We start from the raw sequence: 25,545 nt of genomic DNA on the forward strand, positions 1-25,545 counted from the left end.
TTTTCCCTCTCAAGAAATCAGTTTTTCCAGATCATCGAGGGATAGACGTTTGAGGGCCTCCAGGGATTTAGCCAATTCATCCTGAACGGGCGACATTTCGACGCGCAGAGCCTCGATTCGCGCGCAGAACGCCTTGAGGGTATCGGTTTCGAACAACTCTTTTAGCGGCACCTTGTCGCCCAGACGCTCCTTGATCCGGGTCACCACCAGCGTGGCCAGCAACGAATGCCCGCCGAGCTGGAAGAAGTTGTCCGCGAGGCCCACCTGCTCGACCTCCAGCACCTCCTGCCAGATCGTCGCCACCTCCCACTGCAAATCGCTTTGCGGCGCCTGATAGTGCTGCTGCGTCGGGCCGTCGCCCAAGGCCATCAGCGCCTTGCGATCGAGCTTGCCGTTGGGAGTCAGCGGAATGGCGTCGATCAGGTGCAAGTGGCCTGGCACCATGTGCGCCGGCAAGCGACTGGCCAGTGCATTGCGCAAGTGTTCCGCCAACACCGGTTGATCGACCACAGCCTGCGCCACCACCACATAGGCGTGCAGGTGTTTGCCGGCGGCTCCGTCCTGAGCGAGCACCACCGCTTCACGGATGTCGTCCTGCTCCAGCAGTCGCGCTTCGATTTCGCTGAGTTCGATACGGAAGCCGCGAATCTTCACCTGATGGTCGGCCCGGCCGATGTACTCGATGTTGTCATCGCTGCCCTGGCGTACCAGATCGCCGGTGCGATACAGGCGTTCGCCGTTGCTGGCGTACGGGTTCGGCACAAAGCGCTCGGCGGTCAGTGCCGCACGCATCAGATAACCCCGGGTGACACCGGCACCGCCCAGGTACAACTCGGCGGGCACGCCACTCGGCAGTACTTGCAACTGGCTGTCGAGCAGATAGGCCACGGTGTTCGGCAACGGTCTGCCGATGTTCGCCTGCCCCTGGGTTGTGCGCAGGGTGAAGGTCGAATAGGTGGTGTCTTCCGACGGCCCGTAGAGGTCATAGACCTGCTGCACCGACGTGCTCGCGTACAGCGTGTCGACCAGGCTCTGCTTGAGCGGTTCACCGGCCAGATTGATGGTCGCCACCGAATGCGGAATCTGCCCGGCCCGTTGCAGCGCGGCAATCGCCGACGGCACCGTGTTGATCAGGGTGACCTGTTCGCGGGCCGGCAAATCGGCCAGCGCCAGCGCATTGTCCGCCAACACCAGGCAACCCCCGCAAGCCAGAGTGACGAAAATCTCCCAGACCGACAGGTCGAAGCAGATCGACGTCGACGCCAGCACGCCACGCAACTGTTCTTCGCGATAGACCCCGGCCGACCACTGAATCAGCGCCGACAGGTTGCCGTGGGTGATGGCTACGCCTTTCGGTTTGCCGGTGGAACCGGAGGTGTAGATGACGTACGCCAGATTCTGCGCAGTGACATTCGCCAGCGGTGCCGTTGTCGGGAACGCGCTCAACGCGCCCTTTTCCACCAACAACACCTGCGCACTCAAGTTTTCAGGCAGCAGCGCCAGTGCGGCCGGTTCGGTGATCAGCACGGCGGCGCGGCTGTCATCGAGCATGTGCAGCAAGCGTTCCTGCGGGTAGTCCGGATCCAGCGGCACATACGCGCCACCGGCCTTGAGAATGGCCAACAACGCCACGAGCATATCTGGCGTGCGTCGCATGCACACGCCGACGCGCACCTCCGGTCCGACACCCAGTGCCTGCAGCTTGTGCGCCAGACGGTTGGCCCGAGTATCGAGGCTTTGGTAATCGATCTGTTGTTCGGCGAACAGCACCGCATGCGCTTGCGGTTGGCGCTGCACTTGCGCGGCGAGGTGTTCCAGCACCGTGCGCGCGTCCGTTGCCGTGAGGTCAGCCTTGCCCCAAGCGATGGCTTGTTGACGCTGCGGTTCTGCAAGCAATTGCAAATCGCCCAGCGGCAGAGAAGCATCGGCGAGGAACTGCGTCAGCAGGCTCTCCAGTTGCGCGCTCAAACCGCTGATTGCGGCCGCATCGAAACTGGCCCGGTCGTAACTGATCCCCAGGCTCAGCTCACGCCCGGTGACCGCCACCAGCGTCAACGGGTAGTTGGTCTGTTCCTGACGACGAATCGCCGAGAACTTCAGACCGGTGGCCGGGCCTTGTTGCAGCGCTTCGGCCATCGGGTAGTTTTCGAACACCAGAATGCTGTCGAACAACGCGCCGTTACCGGCACCGGCCCAACGCTGAATGTCGTAGAGCGGCGTGTGCTCGTGTTCACGCAGTGCCAGATTGACGTCCTGCACCTGTTGCAGCCACTGGCTGACGACGATCTCGGCGGACGGCGCCGCGACCACCGGTAAGGTGTTGATGAACAGACCGATCTGCTGCTCGACGCCCGGCAAATCCGTCGGACGCCCGGCAACCGTGGCGCCGAAGGCCACATGGTCCTGCCCGGTATAACGCTGCAACAGCACCAGCCACGCCGCTTGCACCAAGGTGTTGAGGGTGACTTTCTGCTCGCGGGCGAAGCGGTTCAAGTCCGCCGTCAAGGTTTCGCTGAATACATGCTCGTGATCGGCGTAACCGCTGGCCGCGTGCTGCCCGCCCGACACGGCACTGGCCAGACGCGTCGGCTCATCAAGATCAGCGAGGGCTGTCGTCCAGAAATCGCGGCTGGCCTGCTGATCGCGCTGATCCAGCCATTCGATGTAATCGCGATAGCGCCCCTGCCCGACCGCCGGGGTCAGGCCGGCATAACGCTGCAGCACTTCGCCGAACAACTGCGAGGTGCTCCAGCCGTCCATGAGGATGTGATGGCAGGTGTAAATCAGGTGATGCGTGGCCTCGTCCGTGCGCACCAGCGTCACCCGCAACAGCGGCGCGCCAGTCAGGTCGAAACCGTTGGCCAAGTCCTCGCTGGCCAGTTGCTCCAGCGCCGTGCCGAGGTCAGCACGACCGCGCCAGTCCTGCACGCGCCATGGCATCTGCGCACTTTGACGCACCACTTGTACTGCGGCGCCAGCGTCTTGTGGCCAGACAAATGCGGTGCGCAGGATCTCGTGGGCATCAACGGTTTGCTGCCAGGCTAGACGGAAGCGCTCGGCGTCGAGTTGTTGCACATCCACACGCAATTGATTGGTGTACGCCGGGCTGTCCGGATCGTTGACGCTGTGGAACAGAATGCCCTGCTGCATCGGCGACAGCGGATAGAGGTCGACGATGTCGCGGGCCGGGATCGGCAGCGCCGACAGTTGTGCCTGGGTCAGCGTTGCCAGACTGAAGTCCGACGGTGTCACAGCCGCCTCGCCACTGTCGCAGCAATGTTCGATCAAACGCTCCAGCTCGCGCCGGTAGGCTTCGGCCAGCGCCGCGACGGTTTCTGCGCGATACATGCCGCTGCCGAAGGTCCAGGTCAATTCCAGCTCACCGCCGTAGACCTGACCGTCAACGCTCAGCCAGTTACCCAGCGGCGCTGCCGCGTCCTGATTAGCGCCGGTGCTTTCGCCGCTTGGCACGAACAGCGCACCCGCGTCGGCGTTGAACGCGCCGTCGAACTGGCCGAGGTAGTTGAAGGTCACGCGCGGCTGCGGCAATCCCTGCAACTCGGCGGATTGGCTCAAGTAACGCAGCACGCCAAACCCGATGCCTTTGCCCGGCACCGCCCGCAACTGTTCCTTGATCGCGCACAGCGACGCACCCGGCGTCGATTCAGGGGTCAGGCACACCGGAAACAAGCTGCTGAACCAGCCCACGGTGCGGCTCAGGTCGATGTCGTCGAACAAGTCTTCACGACCATGACCTTCGAGCTGAATCAGTACCGAAGGCTGTTCGCTCCAGTCACACAACACCCGCGCCAGGGCCGTCAGCAACAGATCATTGATCTGCGTGCGATACGCCGCTGGCGCCACTTTTAGCAGTTTGTGCGTCAGCGTCTGACTCAAGCGCGTGCTGGCCCGGGCCGCTTGTGCGCGGGTCTGGGTGTCCTGCGGGAAATCCCGTGGCAGTTGCGCGTCGCCCGCCGCCAGGGTTTGCCGCCAGTAGGCGCTCTCAGCGGCCAGCGCCTCACTCTGCGCGTAACGCTGCAGATGTTCGGCCCAGCTGTGCAGCGAGCTGCTTTTGCCCGGCAAGACCAGCGGCGTGCCCGCCGCCAAAGCGGCGTAAGCGAGCTGCAGGTCTTCGAGCAGAATGCGCCACGACACGCCGTCGACCACCAGGTGATGGATAACCAGCAACAGGCGTTGCTCAGCATTCGGCAGATTCACCAACACCGCCCGCACCAAGTGCCCTTGTTGCAGATTCAGGCTGCGCTGGGCCACATCGGCCAATGCCGGCAAAGCGTCCAGGCTGTCCAGCTCACGCACCCACAACAGCTGCGGATCACGCTGGGTCTGCGGCATTGCCTGCCACACGTCGGCGGACGCCTGGAAGCTCAGCGCCAATGCGTCGTGCTGTTCGATCAGCGCGGCCAGCGCCGTGCGCAGATGCGCGGCGTCGAGCGGCGTGGTCGGCTGCAACATCACCGACTGGTTCCAGTGCTGACGCTGGGCAATCGGGGTTGCGAAGAACCGCGCCTGAATCGGCAACAATGGCAACGGCCCGCGAGCAGCAGGTGCCGCAGCCGTGACGGGCTTGGCTTCGATCAGTTTAGCCACGGCGGCCAGTTGGCCGATGGTCTGTTTTTCAAACAGTTGCTTGGGGCTCAGCTTGATGCCTTGGCGTTTGGCCCGGGCGATGATTTGCAGGCTGAGGATCGAGTCGCCGCCCAGTTCGAAGAAGTTGTCGGTGCTACCCACGCGCTCAAGCTTGAGCACATCGGCCCAGATCGCCGCGAGCTTTTCCTCGACTTCACCCACTGGCGCGACGAAGTGTTGAGTGACCACCCCCGGCACCGGCAAGGCACGTTTGTCGAGTTTGCCATTGGCGGTCAGTGGCAGCTGCTCAAGCAGGACAATTTGCGCCGGCACCATGTAGTCCGGCAGGCACGCCTGCAATTGCTCGCGCAGCGCCTGCGCTTGCAATGTCAGACCTGCCACCGGCACACACCACGCAACCAGTTGCAGCCGGGTCGGGTCGTCATCCAGTGACAGCGCCAGCACCGCCGCTTCACTGACACCGTCCAGGCCCAGCAACACCCGCGCGACTTCCGCCGGCTCCACGCGATAACCGCGCACCTTGACCTGATCGTCGGCACGGCCGATGAATTCCACCGTTTGCTGACGATTGCGGCGTACCCGGTCACCACTGCGATACACCCGCGCACCCGGCGCGCCAAACGGATCGGGCAGGAAGCGCTCGGCGGTCAGCCCCGGCTGGTTCAGGTAGCCCAGCGCCACGCTGTCACCACCGATGTACAACTCGCCAGCCACCTGATCGGCGACGTTGTTCAGCACATCGTCGAGCACGTAAACGTGAGCGCCGGCCAGCGCGCTACCGACCGGTACGCTGCGCGTCAGGCTCAGATCACCGACTTCATGGGCCAGCACGCCCACCGTGGTTTCGCTCGGCCCGTAGTGGTTGATGAGGCGGCAGCCCGGTTTGAGCTGGCGCACGCGCTCGACCAGCGCCGGCGAGCACGCTTCACCGCCGACAATCAACGCGTGTTCCGGCAGCACGTCGGCAGCCCGCGCGGCCTGCAACAACGCGGCCAGATGGCCCGGGACGATTTTCAGCATGCCCACTTGATGCGCGGCCATGTACTCGGCAAAGCGGTCCGGATCGAAGCCCAATTCTTCCGGCAAGACATGCAACAGGCGCCCGGAACACAGCGCACCGAAGAGCACGGTAAAGCCCAGATCCGCAGCAATGGTCGAGACCAGCGCCATGCTGCTGTCCGCCGTCGGCGCCATCCGTTCCAGCACACCGCGCACATAACTGCCCAGCGCACCGTGGCTGACCAGTACGCCTTTCGGTTGCCCGGTGGAACCAGAGGTGTGAATCACGTACGCCGGTGATTGCGCGCACAGCGTCACGGCTGGGCAAGTGTCCGGCATTGACTGCCACTGCTGCGCTGCAAAGGCGATACCCTGACAGCCATCGACCGCCAGCGCGGAGACACGCGCATCGCCTTCGGCGCACAACAGCAGCCGTGCTTTCGCAGCGCCAAGCATCTGCTGCAGGCGTGCGTCCGGCGCCTTGACGTCCAGCGGCATGTACACCGCGCCCGCCTTGAAGATCGCCAGCACAGAAGTCAGCCAGTCCAGCGAACGCTCCATCAGCACTGCCACCGGCTGGCCGTCGCGCACGCCTTGGGCGCGCAAATGATGGGCCAGTCGATTGGCCGCCTGATCCAGCGCCTGAAAACTCAAGGCCTGATTCAAGTCGCGCGCGGCCAATGCTTCGGGCTGGCGCGCGACTTCACGATCCCAGTGCTGCAACACCAACAACGCCGGCTCGGCGGGTGCCGGGAGCGGTGCTGGCAAGATCAACGCAACACTGTGCAACGGTGCCTGCGGCGCTTTCAGCAATTCGCTGAACAGACCGAGCAAGGCCGGCACGAAAGCTTCGACGGTCTGCGGGCGATAGAGGTCGCTGGCATAGGTCATCTGACCGTGAATCAGCGTGCCGTCATCGGTGATGTCCAGCGCCAGATCGAAGTGGGTGCCGTCCTTGTCCAGCGGATACTCGGCGACAGTCAGCCCTGGCAGAGCCATCGCGCGCTGTTTCTGCATGCCGACGTTCTGGTTGAACTTGGCCTGGAACAGCGGGTTGTGGCCGAGGGTGCGTTCAGCCACCAACTCGTCCACCAGTTGCTCGAACGGCAACTCCTGATGCGCCTGCGCGCCGAACGAAGCTTCACGCACCCGCGCCAGCAAATCCTCGAAACTGCCGCGCTCATCCACCTCGCAACGCAGCACTTGGGTGTTGACGAAAAAGCCGATCAGCCCTTCGACTTCAGCACGGCCACGGTTGGCATTCGGCACGCCGACACGAATGTCGCGCTGCCCGGCCTGCCGCGACAGAAACAGCGAGAACCCGGCCAGCACCAGCATGAACAGACTGATGCCTTGGCTACGGGCGAAGGCGTTGAGTTGCAGGGATAGCGGCGCACCGAAATCAAAACTCAGGGTCTGGCCTTCGAAGCTTTGCGTCAGTGGCCGGGCAAAGTCCGGCGCCACTTCCAGCAGCGGATGTTCTTCACCCAGTTGCTGGCGCCAGTAATCGAGTTGACGCTCGCCCTCGCCGGCTTCCAGCCAGCGGCGCTGCCAGATCGCATAGTCGGCGTATTGCAGCGCCAGCGCCGGCAATTGCGGTTCGCGTTCGAGGCTGAACGCCTGATAGCACTGGACGAATTCCTTGACCATCACGTCCATCGACCAGCCGTCAGAGACGATGTGGTGCATGCTCACCACCAGCACGAATTCCTCGTCGGCCAGGGCAAACAGACTGGCGCGCAGCAGCGGCCCGTGGCGCAAATCGAAAGGCCTTGCAGTGACGGTCTGCACCTGTTGCGCCAACGCTTGCTCGCGTTCTGCTGCCGGCAGGCGGGTCAGGTCGATACGCTCCACGGCCAGCGGTTGCTGTTCAAGGATCACCTGATGCGGCTGATCACCGTCAGTCTGGAACACCGTGCGCAGGACCTCATGGCGCGCCACCAGATGATCGAAGGAGCGCTGCAGCGCCGCTTCGTCCAGACGCCCGTTCAGGCGCAGGCCGGCGGCCATGTTGTAAGCAGCGCTTTGCGGTTCGAGTTGCCAGAGAAACAGCAGGCGCTGCTGAGCGAACGACAACGGAATCGGCGCGATATCGTGACGACTGACCGGCAGCGGCAACAGGCTGAAGTCCTTGCCATCTTCGCGCAACTTGGCCAGAAACAGCCGACGCTGTTCCAGCGGCAAGCCGACGAACCTCTTCGCGATACGTTCCGCCATTGTGCCGCTCATACTTCTTCTCCTTCCAAAGCACTCATGAACTGATCCATGTCGGACCAGTCGTCGTTCGTTGCGCCATCTGCCAGTTGCGCCAACACGGCGGCCAGATCGATCAGCAGCGGTTTCTCGAACAGGCTGCGTAGCGGCAGCACCACGCCCTGCTGACTTTTCACCCGGGCAATCACTTGCGCGGCCAACAGCGAGTGGCCGCCCAGTTCAAAAAAGTGATCGTCAAGACCCACCCGCGAAACTTGCAAAACATCCGCCCAGATCTGCGCCAGACACAACTCGGCGTCCGATTGCGGGGCGCGATAATCGCCCTGCAACTGCGCCGGATCCGGCGCCGGCAACGCCTTGCGATCGAGCTTGCCGCTGGGTGTCAGCGGCAGGTTCGCCAGCAACAGCAAGTGGCCCGGCACCATGTAGTCCGGCAAATGGGCTTGCAGGGCAGCGCGAATTTGCTGACGGAACGCCGCTTGCGTCGCGGCGTTTTCGAGCGTGGCCTGATCGGCGACTACGTAGGCCACCAGTTGCTGGCCGCCGCTGAGCGGCACCGCCAGCACCACGGCTTCGCGAACGCCAGAGCATTGCTGCAGGCGCGATTCGATTTCGCCCAACTCGATGCGGAAACCGCGAATCTTCACTTGATGATCGGCCCGACCGATGTACTCCACGGCTCCGTCAGGTCGCAAGCGCGCGCGGTCACCGGTGCGGTACAGGCGCTGGCCATCGGCAAACGGGTCGGCGATAAAACGCTCGGCGCTGAGCATCGGCTGGCGGTGATAACCCCGCGCCAGGCCCGGACCACCGATGTACAACTCGCCCACCGCGCCTTGCGGCAGCAGGTTCAAATCATCGTCCAGCACGTATAAACGGCGCGCGTCGAGACCGTGGCCGATCGGGATGCCGCGCCACGACACGGCGTCTGCCGTCAATGCCGTGCAATCGTGAATGCTCGACACCACCGTGGCCTCGGTCGGCCCGTAGGTATTGAGCAAGCGCACATGGCCCAAACCGGCCTGTTGCCACAAGCGCAAACCGTCCACCGCCATCGCTTCGCCGCCGACGTGAATCTGCCGCAGCGCACCGAAGCCGCTCGGTGGATTAGCGGCAAATTCCTGCACCAGCCAATACCAATAAGCGGCCGGCAAGTCGGCCAAGGTGATGCCGTGATCGACAATCACTTGATGCAACGCCGCGCTGTCCCACAACCGCGCATCGCGCAGGACGACTGCGGCGCCGTGGCACAGCGGCGGGAAAAACTGCTCGACAAAGCCGTCGAAGCTGCTGGTGGCGAACTGCAGAACGCGATCGCCTTCACGCAGGTCGCTGTAATCAATGGCGCGGGCGATGAACTCGCTCAGCGCACCATGACTGACCGCGACGCCTTTCGGGCGCCCGGTGGAACCGGAGGTGTAGATCACATAGGCGAGGTTTTGCGCGGCGACCGTCACCGGCAGATTGTCGGCCCGATCACTGTCGGCCAGTTGCTCCAGGCACAGGCAATCGACGCCATCCAGATCCGGCAGGCTGGCGAGGCTGGCGTGATCGGTCAGCAGCAATTTCAAACCGCTGTCATCTAGCACATGGCGCAAGCGTTCGGCCGGGGTTTGCGGATCCAGCGGCACGTAGGCGCCGCCGGCCTTGAGCACCGCCAGCAACGCCACCGCCAGTTCCAGCGAGCGCCCCAACGCGACACCGACCAGCACATCAGGGCCGACACCGCGAGCGCGCAACTGATGGGCCAGACGATTACTGCGGGTGTTCAACTCGGCATAGCTGAGTGCCGGCGACGGCTCGGTCGCCAGAATCACTGCCAATGCCTGTGGCGTGCGCGCTACTTGCGCTTCGAACAGGGTCTGCACGCTGGCGAACACAGGTTCTGCTTCGGTGGCCTGAATGAGTTGTGCACGTTCCGCCTCCGCCAGCAGTTCGACTTCGCCGACGATTTGCTGCGGATCGCGGCACACGGACGCGAGGATGTTGCGCCAATGCCCGGCCATAGCAGCAATGGTGGTGGCATCAAAAATATCGGTGGCGTAGGTGAACGCCGCGAACAACTGCTCGCCCTCCTCGCGGGTGTCGAGCATCAGGTCGCTGGTGGCGGCATGTTGGCGACCGCTGCCGGCCAATTGCTCCTCAGTCAAATAGCCCACCTGCAAACCGGACTCAAGTTGCACATCGTGCAAGTCGGTCACCAGCGGCTGGTGGTTGAACATCACCTGGAACAACGGGTTGTGGCTTTGGCTGCGCGCCGGTTGTAAGGCTTCGATCAAGGCATCGAACGGCAGATCCTGATGAATCTGGGCGCCGAGCGCAGCCTGACGCAGGCTTTGCAACAGATCGGCAAAACGGGTTTGTGCGGTGACTTCACTGCGCAGGATCTGCGTGTTGACGAAGAAGCCGATCAGCCCTTCGGTTTCGCTGCGCGTACGGTTGGCAATCAACCCGCCGACGCGGATGTCGGTCTGGCCGCTGTAGCGATGCAACAACGTTTTGAACGCCGCCAACAGCACCACGAACAGCGTCACGCCCTGACGTTGCGCGAGGCTTTTCAGCTCTTGGCGCAGCGCTGCGTCGATCACCGCTTCCAGACGCGCGCCCTGATGACTGGATTGCGCCGGATAGGCACGATCGGTCGGCAGCTCAAGCAGCGGATGCTCGTCGCCCAATTGCGTGCGCCAGTAATCCAGCTGACGTTCGCGCTCACCGGCCTCCAGCCAACTGCGTTGCCACAGGGCGAAATCGCGGTAGTGCACGGTAAGTGCCGGCAATGACGGCTCGCGCCCCGCCACCAGAGCATCGTAAGTGCGCATGAATTCATCGATGAGAATATTCATCGACCAGCCATCGGCGATGATGTGGTGCAAGGTCAGCAGCAACACATGCTCCTGCTCGGCCAGACGCAACAGGCGCAGGCTGAGCAGCGGACCGTTCTCCAGATCGAAGGCCTGAGCGGCCTCAGCCATCATGTGCTGTTGCGCCAGCGGCCAGCGCTGGGTCTCGGGCAGCGCACTCAGATCAGTGATCGGCAGTTTCAACGGCTGCGGTTCGGCGACACGCTGAAACGCGCGCTCACCCTCCTGACCAAAGGTGGTGCGCAAGCACTCGTGCCGCGCCGCCAGTAGACTGAACGCCTGCTCCAGCGCCTGCGCTTGCAGGTCGCCCGTCAGGCGCACCGCCATCGGCAAGTTGTAAGCGGTACTGTGCGGGTCCAGTTGCCAAAGAAACCACATCCGCTGCTGGGCGTACGAAAGCCCGTCGCGCTCGGCGATTCCGTCACAGGCAGTCATGGGAAGCTGCGCAAAATCGATGCCCTCACGGGCCATGCCGGCGAGGAACAAACGGCGTTTGTCCTGTGGCAGTTCGATAAAACGACGGGCTAGTTTCTGGGCGTCTGCGGCATTCATGCATGGGGTCCTTGCTGATCGGCGGCGTGACCAGGAGACCCGGTCGTATCAACAAGAACGAATGACAAACGCGATGATTTAGCGCGCTGGCGCAACAGCGGCCCGACGGTAGGCACACAAACGCCGAAGCCGGTACGAGACCGGCTTCGGCTGCTTTACCACCAGGCGTGGGGATTGCTCAGAGCGGCCCCTGTGAATGCCCTTCAGCCATGGCGACAATCACTTTGCGCGGCCCCTCGAATGGCGAACGCGCGTGCGCCGAGAGCATGTTGTCGAGCATCAGCACATCGCCCTCCTGCCAAGGAAAACTGATCGCGCACTCATCGAGCACCGCGCGAATCTGCGCCAGCACTTCGTCTTCAATCGCCGAACCATCGCCGTAATAGACGTTACGCGGCAAGTCCTCTTCGTCGACGATATCGAGCAGGCTTTCGCGCACTTCCGCTTGCAGGTTGGAAATGTGGAACAGGTGCGCCTGATTGAACCAGACGTTGTCGCCGGTCACCGGATGCACCGCCACCGCCTGACAAGTCTGGCGGGTGCGCAATTCACCGTCGTCCTTCCATTCGCAGACAATGCCGTGAGCCTTGCAGTAGGCCTCGACGACCTCGCGATCGTCGGTGTTGAACACGTCTTCCCAAGCCACATCCAAGCCGTTGCCGAAGTTGCGCACATACATCAGCCCTTTGCTGACGAAGCGCTCGCGAATTGCCAACGGAATGCGCCGATAAACTTCACGGCTATCGGCAATCGGCGTCTCGCCGCCGGACTTGGCGGCGATCATGCTGTAGAACCAGATCTTCATCGGCCAGTCGCGAGAATAAGCCTGCTCGTTGTGCAGCGGAATGCTCTGGTGCGCCGGGTATTCGGTCGAGGTGTACACGCCCTGCGTCACGTTGGTGCGCGGTGTCGAGCCGAATTCATAGTTCAACAGCGGATGGCCAAAACTGGCGGCGAACTGCCGGAACTGTTCGGCACCGTTCAGACGGAAGCCGCGAAACAGCAGCCCGCCGTCGCGCAGCAGATGCTCGTCCACCAGTTCTTTCAATTCATCGAACACCGCCAACAAGTCAGTGTCCGCATCGGTCGCTTCCACCAACAACGGCAAGCGCCCCCGTTGCGGCAGCAGTGGCCGAACGGAAAATCCCACAGCAACAGCCATGACTGGCCTCCTGTAATCACTCGATAGGTGAACCGCGCGCTAAAACGCCGGTGCCGTAGCCTGCGCATGACGGCGGTGATGGACTTCCAGATGGGTCTTGATCGTGCGGATGACCCGGGCTTCGTGTTCATGAATGAAGAAATGCCCACCGGTCATCATGTCCACGGAAAAACTGCCCAGGGTTTCCTTGCTCCAGCCGATCAGTTGCTCGGTGGTCGCGCGGTCTTCCTTGCCGCCCAGCACGTGCACCGGGCAATTGAGCAACGGCCGCTGCGCCGGCGTGAAACGCCCGCACATCATGAAGTCGGCGCGCAGCACCGGCAGGGTCAGGCTCATCAGTTCTTTGTTGGCCAATACTTCTTCGCTGGTGCCCTGGAAGGTGCGCAGTTGATCGATCAATTCCTCATCGCTGCGCGCTTCGGCAAAGCCGCGATCGTAGTCACTGCGCATCGTCGGCGCAGCAGTACCGGAAGCGAACAACGCCACCGGTTCCGGTACTCCGAGTTCGCGAAAGGCATGCGCCATCTCGCACGCCAGCAGCGCGCCGAGGCTATGCCCGAACAGTGCGTAAGGCGCCTGCAAGCCAGCCTTGTGCTCGCGGGCCAGTTGCCGGGCCAGCGCACGCATGTCGATCTGCAGGGGTTCGTCGAAACGGGCACCGCGCCCGGGCAGTTCCACCGGTTGCAAGTGCAGCCACGATGGCAGCTGGCGCCGCCAGCGGCTGTAGACCATGGCGCTGGCGCCCGAATAGGGCAGGCACAGCAGTGTCAGCTTTGTCACCGCGTTTACCTCAATAGGGTTATCTGTAAAAGAGAACGGATGAGATAGCGCGGGAATTAGTCGGTTAGCCGATCACTTCAAATGACGGAAACTCTGCACCGCCGATGCGAGGACTACCGCCCCGGCAGCAATCGCCAGCCAGAAGCCGCTGCGCGCGCCGAAGGCATCGACCAGCGCACCTGCGCCGGCGGCGCCCACCGCCACGCCGATACTCAAACCGGTCACCAGCCAGGTCAGGCCTTCAGTGAGCTTGGCCGGCGGTACGATGCGCTCGATCAACGCCATCGCCACAATCAGCGTCGGTGAAAAGAACAGCCCGGCGACGAACACCGCCACCGACAATCCAACAATATTGCTCGCCAGCAACAGCGGCAATGTGGTCACCGCCGTCGCCACTCCACCGTACAAAAACAGCTGCGGCAACGGCAGCTTCGAGCGCATCGCACCGAACGCAATACCGGACAGGAAAGAACCGATTCCGTACACCGACAACACGATGCTCGCTGCCGCCGGCTGCCCCTGTTGCTGGGCGAACGCGACGCTGACCACATCGATCACGCCGACGATGACGCCCATGGCGGTCATCAACAACAGCAGCCATTGCATGTCCGTGGAGCGAATGATCGAGCCTTGATGGTGTGGCTCATGCGGATGCACCGAGGGCTCGGTACTGCGCTGGGCGACAAACGCGGTGACGCCGACCGCCAGCATCAACAGTCCCGCCAGTGGTCCGGCCTCGGGAAACAGCGTCACGCACAGCCCCACCGACAGCGGCGCACCGACGATAAAGCAGACTTCATCGAGTACTGACTCCAGCGCATAAGCCGTCTGTAACTGCGGTTGGCCGCGATAGATCTCCGTCCAGCGCGCCCGCACCATCGCCGACATGCTCGGCATGCACCCGGCCAGCGCGGCAAAGATAAACAGCGTCCAGTTCGGCGCCTGCAACCGCGTGCACAGCAGCAACATCAGCAGTGCCCCGCCGCCGATCAATGCCGATACCGGCAGAATGCGTCGCTGCCCATAACGGTCAACCAGACGCGATACCTGCGGCGCGCAAAACGCTGTGGCCAGGGCAAAGGTTGCCGCCACCGCGCCGGCCAGCGCATACCCGCCCTTCAACTGCGACAGCATGGTGATCACGCCGATACCGGTCATGGAGATCGGCATGCGCGCGATCATTCCGGCCAGGACAAAATTCCGTGCGCCGGGGGCGTTGAACAATTCGCGGTAGGGGTTTGCCATGGACTGCAGCCTCATCAAGGGCCGCCAAGTTGCCATAGGGTCGGGTGGCGTGGAAGCGCGGAATTGTTGGTGGAATGTGAAGCCTCCATCGCGAGCAGGCTCACTCCCACAGGAGGATTTGTGTACGACGCCGATCCAGTGTGGGAGCGAGCCTGCTCGCGAAAGCGTCGGCGAGATCACCACAGCCCTTTCTGCCGAATGAACTCTCACTATTGGCAACCGGTCAGCTATGTAGGCCCTCACTCAAGGCGCGATTTTGCATGCATATTTCCCTCGCCCGACAAACAGCCCTGATCACCGGCGCCAGCTCCGGCATCGGCCACGCGTGCGCCAAAGCCCTGGCCGCTGCCGGCGCGGCAGTGGTCATCAACTACAACCGTCAGGCAGAACCTGCCGAAGCACTGGCCCGGCAAATCATTGCTGACGGTGGGCAGGCCATCGCCATTCGCGCTGATGTCTCCAAGGAAGACGAGGTTGAGCGTCTGTTCTCGGCGGCCATCGATGCCTTCGGTTCGCTGGATATTCTGCTGGCCAACTCGGGTATGCAAAAAGATGCCGCCGCTGTGGACATGACCCTCGACGACTGGAACGCGGTGATCGGCGTCAACCTCACCGGGCAGTTCCTCTGCGCCCGCGCTGCCCTGCGGATTTTCAATCGCCAGGGCGTTCGTGAAGGCGTGTCCCGCGCGGCCGGCAAGATCATCCACATGAGTTCGGTGCACCAGCGCATTCCCTGGGCCGGGCACGTCAATTACGCCGCGTCCAAGGGTGGTGTCGATCAGCTGATGCAGACCCTTGCACAGGAAGTCAGCCACCAACGCATTCGCATCAACGGCATCGCGCCGGGGGCGATTCGCACGGCGATCAATAAAGATGCCACCGAAGGCGCTGCCGGCGAAAAGCTGCTTGATCTGATTCCCTACGGGCGCATCGGCGACGCGCAAGACGTCGCTAACGCCGTGGTCTTTCTCGCCTCGGATGCCGCCGATTACATCGTTGGCACCACCCTGTTCATCGACGGCGGCATGAGCCTCTATCCGGAGTTTCGCGGCAATGGCTGAGCATCACCTGGAACGACAAAGCCCAATCGACGCCCACGGCATCATCGGCGACATGCGCAGCGCGGCACTGATCAACGACCGTGGCAGTGTGGATTTTTTCTGCTGGCCGGAGTTCGACAGTCCGTCGATTTTCTGTTCGTTGCTGGACACCCCGGACGCGGGGATTTTCCAGTTGGCGCCGGACTTGCCCGACGCCCGCCGCGAACAGATTTACCTGCCCGACACTAACGTTCTGCAAACCCGCTGGCTGAGTGAACGCGCCGTGGTCGAAGTCACCGATCTGCTGCCAGTGGCGGACAACGCCGATGACCTGCCGCTGTTGATGCGTCGGGTGCGCGTGGTCAGCGGCGAAGCGACTTTCACCATGCGCTGCGCCGTGCGCCACGATTACGCCCGAGCCGACACCCGAGCTCAGATGGATCAACAAGACGTGAAATTTAGCGCTTCCGGCCAACCGTCACTGCGCCTGGCTTCGGACCAGCCGATGCAGATCGACGCGCAAGCGGCGGTGGCACAATTCACGCTCAAGCAAAATGAAACGGCGGCGTTCATGCTCGGGGCGACCGATGATCCACGATTCGCCGAAGGCGCCGGACACTTGTGCATGGAACGCACATTGAAGTTCTGGCGCGACTGGATCGGTCAGTCGATTTATCGCGGGCGCTGGCGGGAAATGGTCAACCGCTCGGCCCTCGCGTTGAAGCTGCTGACCTCACGCAAACACGGCGCCATTCTCGCCGCCGCCACTTTCGGTCTACCGGAAACGCCGGGCGGCGAACGTAACTGGGACTACCGCTACACATGGATCCGCGATGCCTCGTTCACGGTGTACGCGTTCATGCGCCTGGGCTTTGTCGGCGAGGCCAACGCCTATATGGGCTGGCTGCGCGGACGGGTCAGCGACTGCTGCGGCAAGCCGATGAAGTTGAACATTCTGTACGCCATCGATGGTCGTCAGGAATTGCCGGAAACCGAGCTGTCGCACCTGTCCGGTCACGGCGGTGCGCAACCGGTGCGCATCGGCAACGGCGCTTACGATCAGATTCAGCTGGATATCTTCGGCGAGCTGATGGATGCGGTGTATCTGGTCAACAAATACGGCGACGCAATTTCCCACGAGGGCTGGAAACATGTGCGCGAAGTGGTCGATCAAGTCTGTGAAACGTGGCAGACCGCCGATGTCGGCATTTGGGAAATGCGCGGTGAGCAGCATCACTTCCTGCACTCGCGGCTGATGTGCTGGGTAGCGCTGGACCGGGCGATTCGCCTGGCCTCGAAACGCTCGCTGCCAGCACCGTTCGCGCAGTGGGACCAGACACGACAGGCGATCTACGCGGATATCTGGGACAACTTCTGGAATGAGGAGCGCGGGCATTTCGTCCAGTACAAGGGCGGCACCGCGCTGGATGGCTCGATGTTGTTGATGCCGTTGGTGCGTTTCGTAAGCGCCAAGGATCCGCGCTGGCTGTCGACCCTTGCGGCCATCGAAAAGACCCTGGTGCGCGACGGCATGGTTTATCGCTATCGCAATGACGACAGCAATATCGATGGCCTGGCCGGCACTGAAGGCGCCTTCGCCGCGTGTTCGTTCTGGTATGTCGAATGCCTGGCTCGCGCGGGGCAGGTTGAAAAAGCCCATCTGGAGTTTGAGCAATTGCTGCGCTATGCCAATCCGCTGGGTCTCTACGCCGAAGAGTTCGACGCTCATGGCCGGCACTTGGGTAATACCCCGCAAGCCTTGACGCATCTGGCGTTGATCAGTGCGGCGAGTTTTCTCGATCGCAAGTTGAGTGGGGAAAAGAGTTACTGGCAGCCGTAATTGTCACCAAAGGCTGTAGGAAATAGCCTGCATCAACAACCAATTGTAGGACTGACACCTACGCAAAAGCAGGCTCACTCCCACCCCCTATGGCGAGGGAGCTTGCTCCCGCCGGGTCGCGAAGCGGCCCTGAAACCTGCCTCCCCAATCCCACTGAAGCACCGGGTTGCCTGACTTTGCGCCTGCTGCACAGCCGAGCGGGAGCAAGCTCCCTCAGCACAGTTTTCAACTGCCGTAAGACTACAAATGGTCAACATCCCCTGAACCGTGTCTGCCCTGCAACTCGCAGTCACACCCGGAAATACCCTGTTGCCAGCTGTTACATCCACCCCTACCATCCACCGCAACGGGCACAGCGGAGCTGTCCAATAAAACCCGAATTCAAGGAACCAGAATGTCCCAGCACGTCCAGCGCACCATCGACACGCCGCTTCGCAGCGGCCTGACCCGCACCCAACTCTGGGAAGCCGCGGACAAAGGCCTGATCAAGTGCTGGGAAATCGGCCGCCAGCGCGCCACCCGCTTCCCCGACCTCGCGCAAAAATGTCTCGCCGGCGAACTGCCCGTGCTCGGCTGGAAAGGTGGCGTGAGCCGCAGCCTGAAGAAAAACGAGAAATTTGGCTCGCTGAAGTATCTGGCGCAGTGGCAAGGCTTGCGCGGTGAGGATCTGGATATTGATTTGAGTCAGGAGCGTTCCCTGACGTGCTCGCGGACTGGGATGGTGGTGACGTTTACCCCGGATCGGACGAAGTATTTTAATCAGGTGGCGGAAGCCGAGGCTTGATTCAAGGCATCACTGGATCTGCTCCAGCCTTGACCGAAAACCGCTCCCGATAAGCCTGCGGAGTTACCCCCATGGCCCGCAGGAAGCTGCGCCGCAACGTCTCTTCACTGCCAAAACCGCAATTGGCGGCGATGCGTTTGACCGGCAAACCGGTGTCACTGAGCAAGCGCCGGGCGGTTTCGACGCGAATCAATTCGATCGCCCGCGCCGGGGTCTGGCCGGTGTCGGCGCGGTAGTGGCGGACGAAACTGCGTTCGCTCATCCCGGCTTGTTCTGCGAGGGTCGGGATGCCAAGGTCGCAGGTGAGGTTTTCGGCGATCCACGCGTGCAGTTCATCAAAGCGATTGCCCTGATTCTGCAAGGATAAGGTCACGCTGAATTGCGATTGCCCGCCCGGACGTTTCAGAAACACCACGAGGTGCCGGGCGACGTCCAGGGCGATGTCGCTGCCCAGATCCTCTTCAACCATGGCCAAGGCCAGATCGATGCCGGCCGTGACCCCCGCCGAGGTCCAGACCGGGCCGTCATTGATGAAAATCGGATTGGCCTCGACGTGCAAATTCGGATGTTGCTGCGCCAGTTGTTCGCATCGCGTCCAGTGGGTAACCACGCGACGGCCATCGAGCCAGCCGCTCGCCGCCAACAGAAATGCCCCCGTACACACGGAGGCCACGCGTCGACATTTGCCGGCGTGTTCGCGCACCCAATCCACCAACAGCACATCTTCGGCCGCCGGATAAATGCCCCAGCCACCGGCGATGATCAACGTGTCGCTGGGCAGTTGCGGCAACGGCTCGGCCAACACCGCCAACCCCGCCGACGACATCACCGCCCCGCCGCCGCTGGCAATCACGCTCGGCGCATACGGGATCGGCAAGCCGCGCTGACGGGCGATGTCGTTGGCCGAGGCGAACACCTGCAAGGGGCCGGTGACGTCGAGGATCTGCATGTTGGCAAACGCGAGTACGTGGATGGCTTTGGGCATTTGGCGTAATTCGTGGGGTGATTGGCGTATGCGCCAGAACCTACGCGCCTACAGTGAAGCCGTCCAGCCCTTTTCATGGAGTAAGAACGATGACGTTGCAGATCGGTTTTCTGTTGTTTCCGCAGGTTCAGCAACTCGACCTGACCGGGCCGTATGACGTGCTCGCCTCGCTGCCGAACGTGCAGGTGCACTTGATCTGGAAGGATCTGATGCCGGTCACCGCCAGTACCGGACTGCTGCTGAAACCGACCACCACGTTTGAGGATTGCCCGGATCTGGATGTGATCTGTGTACCGGGTGGTGGTGGCGTCGGCGCGCTGATGGAAGATGAGCTGACACTGGCTTTCATCAAGCGTCAGGCTGAGCTGGCAAAGTACGTGACATCGGTGTGCACCGGTTCGCTGGTGCTCGGCGCGGCGGGTCTGCTGCAAGGCAAACGGGCGACCACGCATTGGGCGTATCACGATCTGCTGCCGACGCTGGGGGCGATCGCGGTGAAGGATCGGGTGGTGCGTGACGGCAATCTGTTTACCGGCGGCGGGATCACGGCGGGGATTGATTTCGCCTTGGTGCTGGCTGAAGAGTTGGTGGGTGCCGATGCGGCGCAGCTGATCCAGTTGCAATTGGAATATGCCCCGGCACCGCCGTTCAACGCGGGCAGCCCGGAGACTGCGCCGAGTGAGATTGTCGATGAGGCACGTTTGCGTGCAGCGCCATCGCTGAAGCTGCGCACGGAAATCACCGAGCGTGCGGCGGCGAAACTTAACTTGCGTTGATTCCCAGGCAAACACAAAACCCTGTGGGAGCTGGCTTGCCAGCGATAGCGGTGGACCAGTCGATGAAGATGTCGGCTGAACAGGCCTCATCGCTGGCAAGCCAGCTCCCACAGGTAAAGGGGTTGACCATAGGTTTGTGTGCTGCCCCAGTTTCCCCCTTCACCTTCACTTGTCCCCACGCCCCCACCCGTGTAGAAAGCCCTTCCACAAATTTGCACAGGGACTTTCGATGAAGGCTTTGCCATGGCTCTATCTGGCGCTTCTCAGCCTCGGTTACGGATGGGCGCTGAGTTACGGCCACCTCGGCTGGCTGGCGCTGATTTCCATCGGGCTGCTGGTGTTCGCCGGTTTTGCCGTTCGCCAACAACAGGTGCCGGTCGCACGTTTTCTCGGCCATGGTCTGTTTATCGTGCTGGCTTTGGCGCTGGCTCTACACTGGCTACCGGGCTTCGCCAACGGTCGCGCCATTGATCCGCAACGCTTCACCGACAACGCCGTGCCGTTCGCGATGTACCTGAACCTCGACAAACCGCTGGTTGGCTTCTGGTTGTTGCTGGTGTGCCCGTGGATTGTCGGGCGACGTTCGTTGCGCCTGAGCGTCTACGCCACCGCCCTCGCCCTGACGCTGAGCGCGGTTCTTGCCCTTGGCGGCGCGCTGTTGCTGGGCGTGATCGCCTGGGCACCGAAGTGGCCTGATCAAGCGTGGCTGTGGGTGCTGAACAATCTGCTGCTGGTGACCTTGGTCGAGGAAGCGCTGTTTCGCGGCTATATACAGGGCGGCCTCAGTCAGCGTTTCAAAAATCTTCCTTACGGAGAAAATCTCGCCCTGCTGCTGGCCTCGCTGCTGTTTGGTCTGGTGCATGCCGGCGCAGGCTGGACCTGGGTGTTGCTGGCGGGTCTGGCGGGTGTCGGCTATGGTCTGGCCTACCGTTTTGGCGGGCTCGGCGCGGCGATCGCCACGCATTTCGGCCTGAACCTGCTGCATTTCGGCCTGTTCACCTATCCGATGCTCGCCGGCTGAAGCAAGCGCCATTTTGCGACGCCGTGCTGATTATTGAAAAAAAATTTCAATAAAAAGCTGTCACCGCCGACAACCTTTCAAAGCCTTGCGGATTGAAAAACCATGCGTAACAACCAGCCCATTACACAACGCGAACGGACTTTCCCGGCTCAGCAGCGGTTGATTTCCACAACCGACGCCAAGGGCGTGATCACCTACTGCAACGACGCTTTCGTCGAGATCAGCGGGTTTTCGCGTGAAGAACTGATCCGTGCGCCGCACAACCTGGTCCGTCACCCAGACGTACCGGCGGCGGTGTTTTCGCACATGTGGGGCACATTGAAACAAGGCTTGCCATGGATGGGCATTGTCAAGAATCGCTGCAAATCCGGCGACCACTACTGGGTGAACGCCTACGTGACTCCGGTGTTCGATGGCAGTCAGGTGATCGGCTACGAGTCAGTGCGTGTCAAACCCACTGCCGAACAGATCCGCCGTGCCGAAGCGCTCTACCAACGCATCAACCAAGGCAAGTCGGCGATCCCTTCCACTGATAAATGGCTGCCGGTGTTGCAAGACTGGCTGCCGTTCATTCTGGTCAGCCAGTTGAGTTTCATGATCGGCGCGACCCTGAACTCGCAGTGGGGCTTCGCCCTCGCCGCCGGTCTGTCGGTGCCGCTGGGCCTGATGGGCCTGCAATGGCAGCAACGCGGGCTCAAACGCCTGCTGCGCCTGGCCGAGCAGACCACCTCCGACCCGCTGATCGCGCAGATGTACACCGACAGCCGTGGCGCCCAGGCGCGTCTGGAAATGTCGATCCTCAGCCAGGAAGCACGCCTGAAAACCTGCCTGACCCGTCTGCAGGACACCGCCGAACACTTGACCGATCAGGCCAAGCAATCCGACGTCCTGGCGCACAACAGCTCCACCGGCCTGGAACGCCAGCGTGTGGAAACCGAACAAGTCGCCACCGCCGTCAACCAGATGGCCGCGACCACCCAGGAAGTGGCGAGCCACGTCCAGCGCACAGCTGACGCCACTCAGGAAGCCAATCGCCTGACCGGTCGCGGTCGTGACATCGCCGGGGAAACCCGCGAAGCCATCCAGCGTCTGTCGGTAGTTGTCGGTGAAACCGGTTTGACCGTGACCCAACTGGCAAAGGACAGCGACGAAATCGGCGGCGTGGTGGATGTGATCAAAGGCATCGCTGACCAGACCAACCTGCTCGCCCTGAACGCTGCGATTGAAGCAGCGCGTGCCGGTGAGATGGGCCGTGGCTTTGCCGTGGTGGCTGACGAAGTGCGTCAACTGGCGCAACGCACCAGCGAATCGACCGGGCAGATTCATGCCCTGATCGCCAAGTTGCAGCAGACGGCTTCGAGTGCCGTGCAAACCATGGAAGCCGGGCATCGCCAGGCTGAAGAAGGTGTGGCGCGGGTGCTGGAAGCGGATCAGGCGTTGGTCGGCATCAGCGAAGCGGTGGCCAACATCACCGACATGACCACGCAGATTGCGGCCGCGACCGAAGAGCAAAGTGCGGTGGCTGAAGAGATCAGCCGCAACATCAGCAATATTTCGGAGCTGGCGGATCAGACGTCGGAACAGGCGCATAACTCGGCGTTGTTGAGTGAAGAGCTGACGAAGACGGCGAATACGCAGTATTCGTTGGTGGAGCGGTTTAACCGCTAACAGCAAAAAATCGCAGCCTGCGGCAGCTCCTACAGATAATCGGTGTAGGAGCTGCCGCAGGCTGCGATCTTTTTGACCTTGGAAACCCGGACGGCGAAAGCTGTCCGGTTCTATTGGTTCCGGGATTGGTGACGTCTGGCACACCGCGCATCACTGGGAATAGAGAGTTTTCCCGTTGACGTTTTCCGCCAGGACCAGCAACGGCTGACTCGCCAACAGCGCCGCGAACGACGTGCACACCAGTATTTCATGCGCCTGGATAATGTAGTCAACAGGTCATCCATGACAGGTCTCTCGCATTAGAGCGCGAGACGCTAGCGTGTGGGGCTGTGCGTGTGTCCAGCGAGTTTTCCGATGCGCGCTTCAACGTCCTGGCAGCAGCTGAATTCAGGCGCCGGAACTCTATCGCCGCAATAGTGGCACATTAGTAGCCACTACCCCTTCAGAATTCCTGCATGCGGACGACAACCTCCGCAAGTCCGTTTCTTGTTGTGAGTCCTTCATGAAGAAGATCGCTGTCCTGATGTTCGCCGTTCTGTTCCTGGCCGGATGCGCCAACCAGAAATTCAAGCCCGAATACCGTACCCAAATCCACACCGTGAAAATCCTCGCGGTGTCATGGAAACCCCGGGAAATGAGCTATATGGGACGCGAACAAGCATGGGGCGCCGCCATTGGCGCGGGCGTCGGCACCGGCGTAGGTCTGGCGGCGGGCGCTGGCAAAATCGGTACAGCGGCACTCGGCGGTGCCGGTTTTGCCGCTGGTTTGAAGGCCGGCGACTTGGCCTCCATGTCGACCGTCGATGCGATCCTGTACAACATGGAAACCGCCAACATCAACCTCGGCGACTTGGTGAAAACGAGCTTCGAAGAAAAACTCGCCGCCAGCGGCCGCTTCAAAATCGTCGGCGACAACGAACCGGCGGACGCGCAGATTGAACTGACCGTATTCAACTGGGGCTTCGCCCTGACCCAGGGCTTCAGCAGCGTGGTTTACCCGACCATCGCGGTCAACGGCGTGATGAAGCGCGGCGACGAGTTGATCTGGCAGCGCAACGAGCCGATCACCGCGTTTAACGGCGCCAACACCTACGGTTATGAGCCGCTGCGCTATCGCACTGAACCGGAACTGGTACGCACCGCGTTGACCGGTGTTTCGCAGATTGTCGGCGACTATCTGGTCAAGGATTTGAACGAGTAAGGGTGATGGCGCTGCGCTGAGCCCAAGCAGAGCTATATGAATCGTAATGCCTCTTTCAATCGATCCCCCGGAGAGTTCCGTGCAGCGCATCATTCTTTGCATCAGCACATTGCTGCTGGCCGCTTGCGTCACCCAGCCCAAAAATACCGACCGCCAGGCAGTGTTGCTGGCCCAGCCGTTGACACCCAACAGCCTGATGCGTGAAGGCGACGTCATCAACTTTCAGGTGATCGAGCCGCGCGATCCGCAATCCGTGGTGGTACAGCGCTTCCAGTACTCGGCGGCCTGCAGCACGGCGCAGATCAACGAAGTGTATTCATTCCTGTTGATGCGCCACATTTATCCGGGCAATCCGGGCCACTATGCGCCGGCGAGGGCGTTGCCCGAGCGTTACCACGCCACACTGCTGAACAACCGCGACTTCCTCCAGGCATGCAAAAACCTGCCCGTCGCCGATTGGCGCAAAGTGGCGGAAGACGACACGGGTCGCTGGTTGCTGGTCGATAAAAACAACCTGCAAAACAAGGCCGGGCAAGTCGATGTATGGATGGCCTACGACGAGCCGAAAACCCGCCTCAACCTGGTCAATAGCGCACCGTTCACCCAAACTCGCGAGCATTACACGTTCGATTGCGCCACACGCAATTCCACGCTGCTGGCCCGCTATTTCCTCAACGCCGACAACCAGGTCACCGACGGCAAAGTCGACATGTTCCCCGAGACCAAAGCGATCACGGCGTCCGAGGCGGACAAGTCAAAGATGGTTGAACTGGTGTGCAACGCACCAACGTCAATCGCCAGCCTGCCGGCGCTGACCCGACGCAGCAAAGCGACGGTAGATGCCAACGCTATCCCCGACATCAACCCGAACGTGCTGAAAAGCATCGAACAGCTGCACCTGCCGAAACCACTCAAGACCCTGACTTACCTGGACCTCGCCGGGACCGCCAGCAATAGCAAAAAGAGCTGGCCGGAACGCACCGAATACTTCATTTCCAGCGACCCGGCCAGCCAACAACTGAGCATTGACCATAAGAGCGAAAACCTCGTCGGCCATCAAATCAGCTGGCGCGGCCTGCTCACCCTGTCCGGTCGGGAACAGGCCAAACTGTCCCGCAACACCCTTGTGATCGACAATTTGAGTTTCCGAGGTGATTGGCAGCAAATGCGCGTCGGCAGCCAACTGGGCTACACCCGCCAAGGCAGCATCAACAGCAACCTGATCGGCTCGCTGGGGGAAGAACCGGTTACCGTGGATTGCACCGTCGACAGCGAATCACCCGCCAAACTGCTGAACCCGGCGTTGAGTGGTAACGCCAAAGCGATCAGTTGCCGTGATCAGCGCAAGAGCTTGAAGCCCGTGCCGATGGATCATTATTACTATCTGGTGGATTACGGTTTTTTCTATCACGCTAGTACGGATAAAGGCGATGGGATTGCGGTGGATATGCACGTGCAAAGCGTGAAGTAGGCAGCGACGGGACGCTGAAATAGCGCAGCAATCCCGCGTAGCCCGTTTTACATTTGAAAGCCCGGCAAGCGAGCGCTTCCGGGCCTTTTGTTTGTGATCTGGAATTTTTGGGGGCCGGCAGACCGCCATCGCGATCAGGCTCACTCCTACATGGGGTCTGCGATGAACACAGCTTTTGTGCCCGACCACAATCCCTTGTAGGAGCGAGCCTGCTCGCGATGAGGCCGTCTCTGCCGACGACGAGCTCACTCAAGCAATGCAGACACTGCCTACAACTCGCCCAGAATGCGCCGACTGGTGCTTGATGAAGCCAGGTTCTATCGTTTGCCGGTCGCTAC

General features: G+C 61.7%; 14 protein-coding genes. 8 read left to right on the plus strand and 6 right to left on the minus strand.

Translation table 11 applies throughout. The features are described from left to right. Positions 1–9: 9 nt before the first annotated feature. The 5 genes from CKW26_RS04755 to CKW26_RS04775 form a co-directional block, all read right to left on the minus strand. On the minus strand, positions 10–7,836 hold the full coding sequence (locus tag CKW26_RS04755; protein WP_095047697.1) for a non-ribosomal peptide synthetase: 7,827 nt from the start codon (positions 7,834–7,836) through the stop codon (positions 10–12). Then, positions 7,833–11,234, minus strand: a complete 3,402-nt coding sequence (locus tag CKW26_RS04760; RefSeq protein ID WP_095047698.1) for a non-ribosomal peptide synthetase — start codon at positions 11,232–11,234, stop codon at positions 7,833–7,835. The genes CKW26_RS04755 and CKW26_RS04760 overlap by 4 nt, the downstream gene beginning before the upstream one ends. Before the next feature lie 178 nt (positions 11,235–11,412). Next, the gene (locus CKW26_RS04765) at positions 11,413–12,396 is read right to left on the minus strand and encodes a TauD/TfdA family dioxygenase (protein ID WP_095047699.1); all 984 of its coding nucleotides are present in this window, start codon (positions 12,394–12,396) and stop codon (positions 11,413–11,415) included. A 39-nt stretch (positions 12,397–12,435) separates the two neighbouring features. Then, the gene (locus tag CKW26_RS04770; RefSeq protein ID WP_095047700.1) at positions 12,436–13,176 is read right to left on the minus strand and encodes a thioesterase II family protein; all 741 of its coding nucleotides are present in this window, start codon (positions 13,174–13,176) and stop codon (positions 12,436–12,438) included. A gap of 72 nt (positions 13,177–13,248) precedes the next feature. Then, positions 13,249–14,421 carry an MFS transporter gene (locus tag CKW26_RS04775; RefSeq protein WP_095047701.1) on the minus strand — a complete coding sequence of 391 codons (1,173 nt, stop codon included), beginning with the start codon at positions 14,419–14,421 and terminating at the stop codon, positions 13,249–13,251. 260 nt (positions 14,422–14,681) lie between these two features. Between CKW26_RS04775 and CKW26_RS04780 the strand changes: the two genes are divergently transcribed. From CKW26_RS04780 to CKW26_RS04790, 3 genes are all read left to right on the plus strand, one after another. Further along, positions 14,682–15,482, plus strand: a complete 801-nt coding sequence (locus tag CKW26_RS04780) for a glucose 1-dehydrogenase (RefSeq protein WP_093431918.1) — start codon at positions 14,682–14,684, stop codon at positions 15,480–15,482. Beyond that, on the plus strand, positions 15,475–17,301 hold the full coding sequence (locus CKW26_RS04785) for a glycoside hydrolase family 15 protein (protein WP_095047702.1): 1,827 nt from the start codon (positions 15,475–15,477) through the stop codon (positions 17,299–17,301). Before CKW26_RS04780 ends, CKW26_RS04785 begins: the two co-directional genes overlap by 8 nt. A 394-nt stretch (positions 17,302–17,695) precedes the next feature. Further along, positions 17,696–18,085, plus strand: a complete 390-nt coding sequence (locus CKW26_RS04790; RefSeq protein WP_095047703.1) for a hypothetical protein — start codon at positions 17,696–17,698, stop codon at positions 18,083–18,085. 1 nt (position 18,086) lies between these two features. On the opposite strand, the gene CKW26_RS04795 is transcribed toward CKW26_RS04790, so the two are convergent. Beyond that, entirely contained in the window at positions 18,087–19,070 is a 984-nt protein-coding gene (locus CKW26_RS04795) for a GlxA family transcriptional regulator (RefSeq protein ID WP_095047704.1), read from the minus strand. Positions 19,071–19,159: 89 nt separating this feature from the next. Between CKW26_RS04795 and inhA the strand changes: the two genes are divergently transcribed. The 5 genes from inhA to CKW26_RS04820 all read left to right on the plus strand — a co-directional run bounded on the left by inhA (position 19,160) and on the right by CKW26_RS04820 (position 25,207). Beyond that, positions 19,160–19,846, plus strand: a complete 687-nt coding sequence (gene inhA / locus CKW26_RS04800) for an isonitrile hydratase (RefSeq protein ID WP_095047705.1) — start codon at positions 19,160–19,162, stop codon at positions 19,844–19,846. A gap of 229 nt (positions 19,847–20,075) precedes the next feature. Then, entirely contained in the window at positions 20,076–20,867 is a 792-nt protein-coding gene (locus CKW26_RS04805) for a CPBP family intramembrane glutamic endopeptidase (RefSeq protein WP_095047706.1), read from the plus strand. Positions 20,868–20,969: 102 nt separating this feature from the next. Beyond that, on the plus strand, positions 20,970–22,535 hold the full coding sequence (locus CKW26_RS04810) for a PAS domain-containing methyl-accepting chemotaxis protein (protein WP_095047707.1): 1,566 nt from the start codon (positions 20,970–20,972) through the stop codon (positions 22,533–22,535). A 502-nt stretch (positions 22,536–23,037) separates the two neighbouring features. After that, entirely contained in the window at positions 23,038–23,736 is a 699-nt protein-coding gene (locus CKW26_RS04815; RefSeq protein ID WP_064389790.1) for a hypothetical protein, read from the plus strand. Between the two features lie 79 nt (positions 23,737–23,815). Next, positions 23,816–25,207, plus strand: coding sequence for a surface-adhesin E family protein (locus CKW26_RS04820; RefSeq protein WP_095047708.1), 1,392 nt, complete (start codon positions 23,816–23,818; stop codon positions 25,205–25,207). Positions 25,208–25,545: the final 338 nt, after the last annotated feature.

The sequence above is a fragment of the Pseudomonas sp. Irchel s3h9 genome (genome assembly GCF_900187475.1).
Taxonomy (GTDB): domain Bacteria; phylum Pseudomonadota; class Gammaproteobacteria; order Pseudomonadales; family Pseudomonadaceae; genus Aquipseudomonas; species Aquipseudomonas neuropathica.

Coding starts and splice junctions, on each gene's coding strand:
- CKW26_RS04755 (WP_095047697.1), bottom strand. CDS start 7,836: ATGAGCGGCACAATGGCGGAACGTATCGCGAAGAGGTTCGTCGGCTTG.
- CKW26_RS04760 (WP_095047698.1), bottom strand. CDS start 11,234: ATGAATGCCGCAGACGCCCAGAAACTAGCCCGTCGTTTTATCGAACTG.
- CKW26_RS04765 (WP_095047699.1), bottom strand. CDS start 12,396: ATGGCTGTTGCTGTGGGATTTTCCGTTCGGCCACTGCTGCCGCAACGG.
- CKW26_RS04775 (WP_095047701.1), bottom strand. CDS start 14,421: ATGGCAAACCCCTACCGCGAATTGTTCAACGCCCCCGGCGCACGGAAT.
- CKW26_RS04780 (WP_093431918.1), top strand. CDS start 14,682: ATGCATATTTCCCTCGCCCGACAAACAGCCCTGATCACCGGCGCCAGC.
- CKW26_RS04785 (WP_095047702.1), top strand. CDS start 15,475: ATGGCTGAGCATCACCTGGAACGACAAAGCCCAATCGACGCCCACGGC.
- CKW26_RS04790 (WP_095047703.1), top strand. CDS start 17,696: ATGTCCCAGCACGTCCAGCGCACCATCGACACGCCGCTTCGCAGCGGC.
- CKW26_RS04795 (WP_095047704.1), bottom strand. CDS start 19,070: ATGCCCAAAGCCATCCACGTACTCGCGTTTGCCAACATGCAGATCCTC.
- inhA (WP_095047705.1), top strand. CDS start 19,160: ATGACGTTGCAGATCGGTTTTCTGTTGTTTCCGCAGGTTCAGCAACTC.
- CKW26_RS04805 (WP_095047706.1), top strand. CDS start 20,076: ATGAAGGCTTTGCCATGGCTCTATCTGGCGCTTCTCAGCCTCGGTTAC.
- CKW26_RS04810 (WP_095047707.1), top strand. CDS start 20,970: ATGCGTAACAACCAGCCCATTACACAACGCGAACGGACTTTCCCGGCT.
- CKW26_RS04815 (WP_064389790.1), top strand. CDS start 23,038: ATGAAGAAGATCGCTGTCCTGATGTTCGCCGTTCTGTTCCTGGCCGGA.